General features: G+C 48.6%; 10 protein-coding genes. 9 read left to right on the top strand and 1 reads right to left on the bottom strand.

The annotated features are described in order from the left end of the window. Window positions 1–10 precede the first annotated feature (10 nt). On the top strand, window positions 11–1,120 hold the full coding sequence (thiH, locus tag GWG06_RS06940) for a 2-iminoacetate synthase ThiH (protein WP_160712217.1): 1,110 nt from the start codon (window positions 11–13) through the stop codon (window positions 1,118–1,120). A gap of 422 nt (window positions 1,121–1,542) precedes the next feature. On the opposite strand, the gene GWG06_RS06935 is transcribed toward thiH, so the two are convergent. Next, window positions 1,543–2,007: a ferritin-like domain-containing protein gene (locus GWG06_RS06935; protein WP_160712215.1), complete on the bottom strand. Its 465-nt coding sequence runs from the start codon at window positions 2,005–2,007 to the stop codon at window positions 1,543–1,545. A gap of 260 nt (window positions 2,008–2,267) precedes the next feature. On the opposite strand from GWG06_RS06935, the gene GWG06_RS06930 reads away from it, so the two are divergent. The 8 genes from GWG06_RS06930 to GWG06_RS30915 all read left to right on the top strand — a co-directional run bounded on the left by GWG06_RS06930 (window position 2,268) and on the right by GWG06_RS30915 (window position 12,701). Beyond that, window positions 2,268–2,420 carry a lmo0937 family membrane protein gene (locus tag GWG06_RS06930; protein WP_160712213.1) on the top strand — a complete coding sequence of 51 codons (153 nt, stop codon included), beginning with the start codon at window positions 2,268–2,270 and terminating at the stop codon, window positions 2,418–2,420. 213 nt (window positions 2,421–2,633) lie between these two features. Next, complete coding sequence (locus GWG06_RS06925) at window positions 2,634–3,353, top strand: ferritin-like domain-containing protein (RefSeq protein ID WP_127034688.1); 720 nt, start codon at window positions 2,634–2,636, stop codon at window positions 3,351–3,353. A 29-nt stretch (window positions 3,354–3,382) separates the two neighbouring features. Further along, the gene (locus GWG06_RS06920; protein WP_160712211.1) at window positions 3,383–4,213 is read left to right on the top strand and encodes a ferritin-like domain-containing protein; all 831 of its coding nucleotides are present in this window, start codon (window positions 3,383–3,385) and stop codon (window positions 4,211–4,213) included. A gap of 171 nt (window positions 4,214–4,384) precedes the next feature. Next, on the top strand, window positions 4,385–5,533 hold the full coding sequence (locus tag GWG06_RS06915) for an esterase-like activity of phytase family protein (protein ID WP_160712209.1): 1,149 nt from the start codon (window positions 4,385–4,387) through the stop codon (window positions 5,531–5,533). Between the two features lie 78 nt (window positions 5,534–5,611). Continuing rightward, window positions 5,612–6,076 (top strand): copper resistance protein NlpE, encoded by a 465-nt coding sequence (locus GWG06_RS06910; RefSeq protein WP_160712207.1) that lies wholly within the window; start codon window positions 5,612–5,614, stop codon window positions 6,074–6,076. A 93-nt stretch (window positions 6,077–6,169) separates the two neighbouring features. Continuing rightward, window positions 6,170–7,771 (top strand): DUF6377 domain-containing protein, encoded by a 1,602-nt coding sequence (locus GWG06_RS06905; RefSeq protein ID WP_127034680.1) that lies wholly within the window; start codon window positions 6,170–6,172, stop codon window positions 7,769–7,771. A gap of 398 nt (window positions 7,772–8,169) precedes the next feature. Then, entirely contained in the window at window positions 8,170–11,124 is a 2,955-nt protein-coding gene (locus GWG06_RS06900) for a SusC/RagA family TonB-linked outer membrane protein (RefSeq protein WP_160712205.1), read from the top strand. Window positions 11,125–11,150: 26 nt separating this feature from the next. After that, window positions 11,151–12,701, top strand: coding sequence for a RagB/SusD family nutrient uptake outer membrane protein (locus GWG06_RS30915; RefSeq protein ID WP_160712203.1), 1,551 nt, complete (start codon window positions 11,151–11,153; stop codon window positions 12,699–12,701). Window positions 12,702–12,800: the final 99 nt, after the last annotated feature.

Raw genomic sequence — 12,800 nt, 5'->3', positions numbered from 1 at the left:
GATAACGAAGATGACATTTAAAAGCATATTTGAGCAACATAACTGGGAAGAAGTAAAAGCGGGCATCTATGGCAAAACCGCTGCCGATGTGGAACAGGCGCTGCACAACCCGCGCCGTACCCTGGAAGATTTTGCCGCGCTCATTTCTCCCGCCGCCGCCGCTTACCTGGAGCCGATGGCTGCATTAAGCCATGAGCTTACCTTACAGCGCTTTGGTAATACCATGCAGCTGTACATTCCCATGTACTTATCCAACGAATGCCAGAATATATGCACCTACTGCGGCTTCAGCCTGGATAATAAGATTAAGCGCAAAACGCTTTCTCATGCTGAAATTATGATGGAAACTGCGGCAATCAAGGAGATGGGATATGACCATGTGCTGCTGGTGACCGGAGAAGCCCATCAGCTGGTAGGAGTGGACTACTTTAAAAATGTACTGCAGCTGCTGCGGCCTCACTTCGCCAATATTTCCATGGAGGTACAGCCGATGGATGAAGCAGACTACGCCGCCCTGATTCCGCTGGGATTACATGCTGTACTGGTTTACCAGGAAACCTATCATCAGGAAGATTACAAAAAGCATCATCCGAAAGGGCGTAAATCTTCTTTTGATTACCGGCTGGAAACACCGGACCGTCTGGGACGTGCGGGTATACATAAAATGGGGCTGGGCGTGCTCATTGGGCTGGAGGACTGGCGAACAGACAGCTTTTTCACTGCTATGCATTTACAGTACCTGGAAAAGCGTTACTGGCAAACGAAGTACAGCATCTCTTTTCCGCGCCTCCGGCCCTTTTCCGGCGGCCTTGCCCCGAAAGTAGTGATGGATGACCGGGAGCTGGTGCAGCTGATCTGCGCTTACCGCCTGTTAAATCAGGAAATAGAGCTGAGTATCTCTACGCGTGAGAAGGAAGTCTTCCGCGATAACATAATACGGCTGGGCATTACGACTATGAGCGCGGGCTCGCGTACTAACCCCGGCGGCTATACGGTGGACCGGCAGTCGCTGGAACAGTTTGAGATCTCTGATGAGCGGAGTGCGGCAGCTATTGCTGCTATGCTGAAACGTAGCGGTTATGAACCCGTGTGGAAGGATTGGGATAAGGTATTTTCCTGAAATATAAAAGGTGGCACGATGCCACCTTTTGTTGTTTTTCATAGTGGTTAAAAATATTATCAGGGGGTAACTTCTCTCAATCCTTTTAAAGATAATAAGGATGATTATACCAACAACAACCATCTATGGAATGAACAAAATGAACAAATAGCAAGACAATGAACGAAGTCAGGCATAAAACCCTGTTTTCAACGGTTATTCCAGGCGGCCATCCTGCTCCCGGAGGCATTAAAAAGGGCTGCTTTCAACGATGAAAAAGCAGCCCTGTACCGAAAAATCCCGTAGTTGCCATATTACTTATTAAGATAAGTATGATTGGAATACCGTCTCTCAAAAGTAAAACGGTATTACTGAACAACCGCGTTTCCTCACGGCTTGAACAAAATGAACAATCCATCTCCGGATGCACAGATTCTACCTTGCTATGAATGTACTACTGCCGCCAGATCTCTGTAAGTTTTGATAGTATCATGCGCATTTCTCAGCGATATCTGCTGATTGGCGATCATCTCCCGCATGCTGTATGGCATGCCGGTATCGCTTCTCAATGTAGTATAGTATGCGCGTTGCGCAGCATCTTCGCCGTATTCACAGGAAGAAAGTATGGCATAGCGGTTATGGCCGGTAAAAATTATTTTCATATCCATCCAGGCACGGTACAGCTTACCCGCCGTGGTGGTGCCCGATTTCACGGGTTCTCCCATAGATACCAGCTCTGCATTTAACTGGGAAGCATAATGTTCGCTGTCATCAATCATGCGCTGGAACAACGCTTTCAGATCGGCATCGTCCGTTGCTTCCTTTGCTTTTTCATATCCTTCCACGCGGTCGTTATTGATTTTAACGAGGTCTTGCAATACTTCAGCGAGCATCTCCTGCTGTTCCATGATTAAGAAATTTTTAGGATTAAAAAATAGTGTTTTCCATCTTCCCTTAATCAGTCCCAAAAATACTACCAGTTTGCAGAACCTTTACTATCAAGCCTTTCAGAGATATTTTTTTTGACACCTGTCCTTATTTGTCTCATATGGGGGAATCCGTTCCACAAAAATTACAGTATGTCATTCGCGATATATATTGTATATAAAGCGTTTGTGGTGTTGGCATAAATTTTAAAGTATTATCCGTGAACCAAATCTTTAACAACATGAACAGTCTATTGTATATAATCGCTGTAGTGCTCATCATCGGATGGTTGCTTGGCTTCTTCGTTTATTCTGCCGGCGGACTGATACATGCATTACTGGTACTGGCTATTATCGCCATTCTTGTCAACATCATCAGAGGAAGAGCCGTTTAAAGAACACATCAGCTTATAATGAAAACCGGAGGTATGGAAGATGCCGTCATCTTTTGTATCTCCGGTTTTTCCATTTTTATAAAACCATTCTCTCCATAACTCCGTATATGTCCATCAGGTGTTTGCGCGAGCGTACCTGCAACACCTGTGAAACCCGTTGCTGTTAAGTAACAGCGCGAATCGTGTATTACCTCATCATTAAAAATTTCATGTATGAAGATTGTAAAACCCAATCCTCCAAAAGAGGATCAGGAAGTTGCGTCCCGTATTCACCGCCGCAATTTTCTCAGGTACCTTGGTGCAGGCTCCGCGTTTCTGACTGCTGCAACCCTTGCCAGTGGCTGCCATAAGGATGACGATGATTTTAATATGGGTGGAGAAGGTGTAAGCCTCGGTAGCGGCGATATTGCCGTACTTAATTACGCTTATGCGCTGGAACAGCTGGAAGCAGCATTCTATACGCAGGTTGTCAATGCACAGTTCAGTGGCATGACAGCTACAGAGCTGGCTTATTTTACTGACATCAGGAATCATGAGATAGCACATCGCGAATTCTTCAAAGCTGCGCTGGGCGCTAATGCCATCGGTTCGCTGGAAGTAAATTTCAGTGCAGTGGATTTTTCAAAACGCGACAGCGTGCTGGGTACAGCCAAAGCCTTTGAAGACCTCGGCGTATCTGCCTATAATGGTGCGGGGCAGTATCTGTCCAATACCGACACCGGAAAAGTATACCTGGGGCTGGCAGGCAAAATTGTTTCCGTAGAAGCCCGCCACGCGGCCTACATCCGCGATCTTATCTCCAACGGCACATTTGCGGCAGACGATGTGGTGGATGCCAACGGGCTGGATAAAGTACGGACTCCTGCTGAAGTATTCACTATTGCCGCTGCATTCATCAAAACAAAAATCAATACCAGTACACTTCCCCGGTAAATCATTTTCTCACTGCTAAATCTGATTATATGGATCTGCTGAATATATTCCGTGAAATAGAAAAAATTGACCCTGAAGTATACAACAGGCTTGATTCACGCCGGAATGCCATGAAACAGTTCACCAACCTCAGCGGAAAAATAGCGCTGACAGCGCTGCCGTTTGCACTGGGCAGTATGCTGAACAAAGCATACGGGCAGGCTGCCGGCACTGATGTTAAAAGCGTTTTGTCCCTCGCATTGACGCTGGAATACCTCGAGGCCGCCTATTACAGTACGGCGCTGGCTAAGCCGGGCCTTATCCCGGCATCCGGAACAGGGGCTATTACCACCATCAGCAAACATGAAACAGCGCATGTGAAATTTCTGCAAAATGCCCTGGCCGGCATGGGTGGCTTTCCTCCCAGTCCCACGTTCGACTTTACCGCCAAGGGCACCTTCCCGGCGGTGTTCAGTGATTACGATTACTTCCTGGCGGTATCGCAGGCATTTGAAGATACGGGTGTACGCGCCTACAAGGGTCAGGCGCCTAACCTTGCCGGCGCCGGCACTGTGCTGACAGCTGCGCTGAGCATTCATTCCGTGGAGGCACGCCATGCCGCTCATATCCGGCAGATGCGGAAAACCCGTGGTACGCTGGGCGCTACCGCCAGCCTGAAACCCTGGATCACAGGCAAACAGAGCGGTATTGCCACCACCGCTACCGATCCGGTGTATGCGGGAGAAGAGGTCACTGTTCAGGCAGGCATAAACATCGCGGCGATTAACAATATGGGAGCTGACAGCGCATCAGAATCATTTGACGAACCGCTTACCGGCCCCCAGGCAGTGGCTATCGCCAGTTTGTTCATCAAAGCTTAACAAAAACACCTTCATTTTATTTCATCTTTCTAAAACCATCTGGTAACAGATGACGTATATCACATTTGTGTATTGCAGAATGAAAGTTGTGCAATATAGTTGGTCAGATGGATATGAGCTGGCTCTTTTGGGCCGGCTCGCTTATTTCTGCAGATTTCCTAAATTGCCGCCATGAAAAATTTATGGCTTTTCCTGGCAGCTCCGTTGATAACAGGAGTGATGAGCTGTTCAGGTCCCCGCAAATCAACGGCAACCACTGCTGCAATAAAGCAACTCCGGTTTATAGGGCAACAGGTTATTCCGCATAACATGCCGTTTAACGGCACTGTTACCGGCGGCTTATCGGGCATAGACTATGATGCGGCAAAGCAGCAGTATTATATGATATGCGACGACCGCTCCGAGCATAATCCCGCCCGTTTCTACACCGCAAAACTCTTTTTCTCCGATAAATCGTTCGACAGCGTGCAGTTCACGCAGGTAACCACGCTGCTGCAGGCTAACGGCAACGCCTATCCTGGCAATAAAGTTAATGCCGCCCTGACGCCCGATCCGGAGGCCATGCGTTATAATGCCGGCAGGAATTGCCTGGTCTGGAGCAGCGAAGGAGAACGTATTGTGAACAGCAGAGATACCATTCTTACCAATCCCGGTATATATGAAATTACGCCTGACGGACATTACATCGACTCCTTTGCGCTGCCCCCGCAGTTCCGTATGCAGGCATCCGAAAACGGTCCCCGGCGCAATGGCGTGTTTGAGGGCCTTGGCTTCACTCCCGGCTACCGCTATACATTTGTAAGCCTGGAAGAACCTCGCTACGAAGATGGTCCGCGGGCCGGCCTGCGCGATACTACCGCCTATACCCGGCTGATAAAGTTCGATAACAATACCCGCCGTGCAGTGGCCCAGTATGCCTATAAGCTGGAACCTATTGCCTTTCCGTCCACGCCCGCCGGTGCATTTAAGGTGAACGGCATTTCGGATATCCTGGTTTTGTCGGACCATCAGCTGCTGAGCATTGAACGTTCCTTCTCTACCGGTGTAAAGGATTGTACCATCAAGGTGTTCCTGACAGATACAAAGGATGCCACCAACATCAATGATATCAACAGTTTACAGACGGATACCCGTTTCAGGCCCGTTACCAAATCTTTACTTTTTAACTTTGCCAGCCTGGGAAAATATATTGATAATATAGAAGGCGTAACTTTTGGCCCGGTGCTTCCCAACGGACATCAAAGCCTGATATTTGTTGCCGACAATAATTTTTCGCCGGCAGAAGAAAGCCAGTTTTTCCTTTTTGAAGTGATTCCCTGAAAAAGATAACAGCCCCGGTACGGAAAGCAGGTTAACCAAATGATGGTTTCTTTGTTATAATAAAACAAATAATCTCATATGAAATACCCCGCTATTTTCGTACTGGCGCTGGCTTTAGCCGGTAGCGCCGCCTGTAAACAGGGAGGTTCCGCAACCGGCGGTGGCAATCATGCAGACAGTGCGCAGGCCGACAAATGGACGGTTTACTCCGGCACATTGCCCTGTGCCGATTGCAGCGGTATTGCCACCGAACTGAAACTACATGAGCAGGCCAACGACCCCGATTATGCCTTCACCCTCCGGGAAACCTACCAGGGTGTGAGCAATGGAAAAGACCAGACCTTTAACAGTGAAGGGTCCTATAAAATTATCCATGGCAACGGCGGAGATAAAGACGCCGTCATCATTCTGCTGAACCCCGACAAAGACAGGAACCTGCAGCGTTACTTTCAGAAAGTGAGCGATACAGAACTGAAGCAGCTGGATAAAGATATGCGGCAGGTACAAAGCACCCTGAATTACAGCCTGAAAAGCAATCAGTAGGATTGATTCCGGCCACTGGCTCAAAATACCGTTTATTCAAAAAAGTCGCTTAATTTTAGCGTTGCCAGTGACCTTTTATCATCCAATTTTGCTATGAATCGAATTATAGGCTGCCTGATTGTATTGCTGACTTTACAGATCGCTGTGTCCGGAAAAGGCCGGCAGGATAGCTTACTGAAGGAGCTGAATCTCAATATAGAAAAGGCAGCCGCTTATGATGCCCTCAAAATCAGGGGGATAGACAGCATCAGGCATACGCTGTCTGCCACCGGCAACGATCTGCACCTTCGTTTTCAGATCTATCAGCACCTGTACGAAGCCTATAAAGTTTTCAATTTTGACTCCGCCTTTGTATATGCTCATCTGATGGAGAAGACAGCCACAGAGCTGCATGACCCGGTGCGGGTAACCTACGCTAAAACCAGGCTGGGATTCATTCTGCTGTCGTCCGGAATGTTTACGGAAACAGCCTCCTTCCTGAGCAGCATAGATGTTACCGGCATGCCGGATAGTATCCGGGCGCAGTTCTACCTGATGAAGAGCCGCTTCTATTATGATCTGGCAGATTATAACCAGGACAGGTATTATACCCCGGCCTATATACGCCAGGGCAGCACCTATGTGGATTCGGCGCTGCACCTGATGGACCCTTCCTCTTTTGAATACAGGTATAACAAAGGACTGCAGTATTACAAAATGGGCAACCTGGCTGCTGCAAGGGCCAGCTATCCCAACCTGGATCAGCCGGGCCTGAATTACCGCCAGCTGGCCATCGGAGCCTGTACCCTGGGATACATCTATCTGCAGAGCCATCAGACGGATACCGCTATTACGCTTATGTTCCGGTCAGCCATAGCGGATATAAAGTCTTCTACCAAAGAAACCATGGCGATGTATACCCTCGCCACCCTGTTATTCGAAAGGGGAGATATTAAAAATGCTTCCCACTTTATTGAGAAGGCTATTGCGGAGGCAGTCTTCTACGGAGCACGGCAGCGGAAGGTGCAGGTTAGCAGTATTTTACCCATTATTGAACAGGAGCGGATCAATACAGCTGAAGAAAGAACCAGGTCCTTACTGATCTATGCAGCTATTGTGACCCTGCTGCTGATAGCAGTAGGTATACTGGTGATCACCGTTTTGCGGCAGGTAAGGAAACTCAAACTGGCGCAGCAGGAAATCACCGCCGCACATCTTAAACAGCAGGAAATCAATAATCAGCTGACAGAAGCCAACAAGATCAAAGAAGAGTATGTAGGCTATTGTTTTAACATCAACGCTTCCTATATCGGGAAGATAGAGAAGCTGAAACATTCCCTTGAGCAAAAATTATCAGAAAACAAACCCAATGAGTTAAAATACCTTGTAAATAATATCAATTTAAGACAGGAGCGGGAGGAGTTATTCACAAACTTTGACCGGGTATTTCTGAAGATATTCCCGCATTTTGTAGAAGAGTTTAACACCCTGTTTGACAAAAGCAACCAGGTGATGCTGAAAGAAAATGAGTTACTGAATACAGATATCAGGATCTTCGCTTTAATTCGTATAGGCATCTCCGATAATGAAAAAATTGCACGCATACTGGAGTATTCTGTCAACACGATATATGCCTATAAAACCAAAATAAAAAAGAGGTCCCTGCTTCCTAACGAAGCCTTTGAAGAACGGATTATGGCCATCAAAGCGCTCTGAAACAGGTAAAAAAACGTCTTATATCATCAATATATAAAAAATTTATATTTGTATATAATCAATTAATTTTCAAAAAGATATATTTCCCTATTTGTATAAAAACCCAAATATTTTCTATATTTATCTTGTATTTGTTGTTCACCTGATGATTGCTTTTTTATTTTGATCAAAATCGAAAAGCATTAAACCAATAATCTAACTAAGGATTCTTTAAAAAGCCAGAAAAAAGAAAACAAAGGCGCGTAGCCACCCACGTAAAAAAACCGGAAATAGAATTTAATCCACGTTGTAAAAATGCTGAGCGTTCCTCCGCAGGTGCAACTATTGTTTCTATCTAAGTCTAACATTTAAAATCCACGGTAATCAGAACAGTTATCACTGCTCAAAAAATCCACATTATGACCAAAACACGACTTCTCAAGCATTTTTTGCTGTGTACTTTCCTGTTGTTGCTGCAGGGCCTAGCCATAGCACAGAACAAAACCGTAACAGGGAAAGTCACAGATGATAAAGGCGTCGCTATTCCCGGCGCAACTGTCCAGATAAAAGGTACCAAAAGCGGTACTACCGCCGATGCGGATGGTAACTTCAAGGTATCCGTACCTCCCGGCGCCACCGCACTGATTATTTCCTTCATCGGGCAGGTGGCCCAGGAGGTGAGCATTACCGGCAAAACCCATGTGGAAGTAAAGCTCGCAGCAGAGAACACCACCCTCACCGACGTAGTGGTAGTGGGTTACGGCACCACCCGTAAAAAGGATGTTACCGGCGCCATTTCCCAGGTGAAAGCGGCGGAATTTAACCGTGGTATCACCACCGCCCCCGATCAGCTAATTCAGGGTAAAGTATCCGGCCTGATGGTACTCAACAACAGCGGCGCGCCCGGCGCATCCGCCACCGTACGTATCAGGGGCGTATCTTCTGTAAGGTCCGGCAACCAGCCGCTGTATGTGGTAGACGGAGTACCGCTGGACGGACGTGTAGCCCGCCCGGCTATCAATGTAAGCGGCCTTGGGCAGACTCCCGACGCTAACCCCCTCAACTTCATCAACAACAGCGACATTGCGTCCATGGACGTGTTAAAAGACGCTTCCGCCACAGCGATATACGGCTCCCGCGGCGCTAACGGGGTGATTATTATCACCACTAAAAAAGGTACTCCCGGCCCTACTCACCTGGATGTGAACTACTCCGCCGGCGTCAGCAACATCATGAAACAACTGAAAGTACTGAACGCGGAAGAATACCGTTCTGCACTGAAACAATATAACCAGACCGGCGGCGACTTCGGCTCCAGCTCCAATGGTATGAACTCCATCCTGCAGACAGGCGTTACACAGAATGTAAACGTAGCCATGAGCGGCGGCACAGAAACCAGCCGCTACAGAGCCTCCTTCGGCTTACAGGACCAGGAAGGCATCATCAAAAAATCAGGACTGAAAAAATATACTGCGACCCTCAACGGTCAGAATAAATTCCTGGAAAGCCAGAAGCTGGGACTGGACTATAACCTGATGGTAGCGCAGACAACCGAACAGCTGGCGCCCATCACCAACGATGCCGGCTTTACCGGAAGTCTTATCGGTATGGCCCTGCAATGGAACCCTACCATGCCCATCAGAAAAACCGACGGCTCCCTGAACATCCTGGAAGAGGGTAAATCCGTCAATCCGCTGGCCATGTCTGAAGCCTACGATGATAAAGTGAATATTACCTACGTACTGGCCAGCATCTCCCCGTACTATAAATTCAATGATAACTGGGAGTACCGCGCCATGTACAGCATCAATCATCAGGTAGGTAACCGCAGGTCACAGGTAGCCTCCTTTATCAATATTCCCGGTATAATGAAGCAGGGCTCTGCCTACTATGGCGATGCCGAACTGAATACCCAGCTGTTCAACAATACACTGACTTTTAACAAACAGCTGACCTCCGCCTTCAACCTGAATGCCATGGTGGGTTATGAGTATCAGAAATTCGATTACGCAGGGATGGGTCTGGGCGCCAACGGCTTCCCTACCTATGCCATCAAATACACGGACATTCTCCAGGCGCCTTCACAGGCCAATACCTCCATCAGCTCTTTCCGTAACCCTACCTCCGAGCTGCAGTCCTATTTCGGCAGGGCCACCCTCAACTTCCTGGACAAATACCTGATTACAGGAACCATGAGGGTAGACGGTTCCAGCAAGTTCGGAAAGAACAATAAATACGGTTACTTCCCTTCCTTTGCTGCGAAATGGAACCTCAGCAACGAAGACTTCCTGAAAGGCAATAAAACCATCAACAACCTGGCGCTGCGTGTAGGCTATGGCGTTACCGGCAACCAGGAATTCCCTGCCGGCGCAGCAGAAGAACAATATGGCATTTTCGCCAACGGGTCTTCTGCACTGACCAATGTGGCCAACCCTGACCTGAAATGGGAAACATCCAAACAGTTCAACGCGGGAGTGGACTTCAGCGTTTTACAGGACCGCATCTCCGGTAGTGTGGACTACTTCTATAAAAACACCAGCAACCTGCTGTTCAGTTTCCCTGCCATACAGCCGGCTCCGGCTTCTACCTATTGGATTAATCTGCCGGGAAATGTGATTAACAACGGCGTGGAATTGTCGCTCAGAGGTGATATCGTAAAAACTAAAAACGTTACCTGGAACCTGGGCGTTAACGCTACCTTCCTGCGTAACGAGCTGAAAAATTATGACGGTCCGCCGGTACTCACCGGCGCCATCAACGGACAGGGTGTTTCCGGCGCCACCGCACAGCGCCTGGCCAACGGCTATCCGCTGAATACCTTCTACGTACGTCAGTTCCTTGGCTTCGATGACAAGGGCCAGGGCATGTATACGGACGATGGCAGAACCCTCTTCTACCTGACCAATCCCAATCCGAAAACATTACTGGGTATCAACACAGCAGTGAGCTGGAAGAAATGGGAGCTGCGTGCCAGCGCGCACGGCGCATTCGGCCATCAGGTGTATAACAACACGGCCAACACCGTACTGCCTATCGGCAACATTGGTTCCAGAAATATCGCCAAATCCCTGCTGGGCAATGGAGAAAGCCTTTCCAACCCCATCACGGTATCTTCCCGTTACCTGGAAAGCGGCAACTTCCTGAAACTGGATAACGTCACTATCAACTACAGCCTGGGCGGCATCGGCAGGGTATTCAAAAATGTAAACTTATCGCTCACCGGTCAGAACCTGTTGGTGATAACCCGGTACACCGGCTTCGATCCGGAAGTGAATACGGACAAAAACGTGAATGGTGTTACTTCTTTCGGTATTGAGTACTCTCCGTACCCGACTGCCAGAAGTGTGATGTTTGGCTTACAGTTCTCTTTATAATCTCTATTCACGCAAAAACTACTATCATGACTAAAAATATTTTCCGGTCTGCATTAATAGTCGCTACCATAACAGGTTTCCAGGCCTGTGGCTTAAATGAAAAACTGGGTTCCACGCTTACCAGGGAAGAAGCGGATTCTGTTATCACCGCCTCCTCACTGCTGCAGAGCGCCTATGATAACCTGCAGATGCCTTACCAGGATTTCGGCAACACCTGGGGGCTTTCGCAGATGACTACCGATGAAACCGTTGGTCCTACCCGCGGCGGCGACTGGGACGATAACGGTGTATGGCGCGCGCTCCATGAACACTCCTGGAACTCCGATCATGCGCATATACAGAATGCCTTTACCAACCTGCTGACCCTGCAGTTCAGCGCCAGCAACGTACTGAACTTCCGGCCCAGTGCCAACCAGGCCGCACAGGCCCGCTTCCTCCGCGCACTTTCCATGTTCTCTGTACTGGATCTCTGGGGGCAGGTACCTTTCAGAAAACCTACAGACACTCTGCTGAAAGCGCCGGTAGTCATGAAAACACAGGAAGCCTTCGATTTCATTGTGGCGGAACTGAATGACATGATGAAAGATCTGGGCGACCGCCCCGTTACAGAGGCGTATGTAGCTAACAAGGATGCCGCCCGCTTCCTCCTCATGAAATTATATCTCAACAAAGGCGCCTTTCTCAACAGGAAAGCACCCACCTTTGACGCAGCAGATATGCAGAAAGTTATTGCTATCGCCGATCAGATCAGCGGTACCGGTAATTACTCCCTCGCAGCGGATTATTTCGACAACTTCGCGCGCGACAATGATGTAAAATCAAAAGAAAACATCTTCACGCAGCAGAACGGACCCGGCTTCAGCACCGTGCGCGGCGGTAATTCCACCTATGCGCGCACCAAATTCACCGTGCATTACAACCAGGTGCCCAGCGGCTGGAACGGATTCACCACACTGTCTGACTTCTATGATAAATTCGAGTCAGCAGACAGAAGAATCGGCGGCCCGTACAAAGGCGTAACCGATACCAGCGGCATGAATGTAGGCTTCCTCATCGGTCAGCAGTACGATGTAAACCATAACCCGCTGAAAGACAGGAAAGGCAACAACCTGGCCTTCACACGGGAGGTGCAGCTGAAAGAATCCGGCAACAACCTGGAAGTAACCGGCATCCGCGTGGTAAAATATCCGCCAGATTTCTTCACGTCAAAGAAATCTATTGAAAACAATGAAGCCAGCAATGATTACGTTTTCTTCCGTTATGCAGATGTACTGCTGATGAAAGCAGAAGCCCTGCTGAGAACAGGCAATGCCGGCGCCGCACAGGCAATCGTGGATGACCTGCGCCATAAACGCGGTGCTTCCGCCATCGGGGCACTCGATCTCAACAAGCTGCTGGACGAAAGAGGACGCGAATTGTATTGGGAAGGATGGAGAAGACAGGACCTCATCCGCTTTGGTAAGTTCCTGCTGCCATGGCAGCTGAAACCCAGCGATGATCCTAAGTATCTGCTGTTCCCCATTCCTACCAGCGACCTGGCTGTAAATCCGAACCTGGTGCAGAATCCAGGCTACTGATAAGTATTCTTCAGCCACGCCTGCGGGCGTGGCCAATCCCCTGTCATACAGACTTTAACCCGTATTCCGCATTATGCAAATAATGCGGCAGGGGATTTT

This window comes from Chitinophaga solisilvae (assembly GCF_009928525.1).
GTDB classification, from domain to species: Bacteria; Bacteroidota; Bacteroidia; order Chitinophagales; family Chitinophagaceae; genus Chitinophaga; species Chitinophaga solisilvae.
The sequence above is the reverse complement of the archived record's forward strand: the minus strand, read 5'-3'. Positions and strand labels throughout refer to the sequence as shown.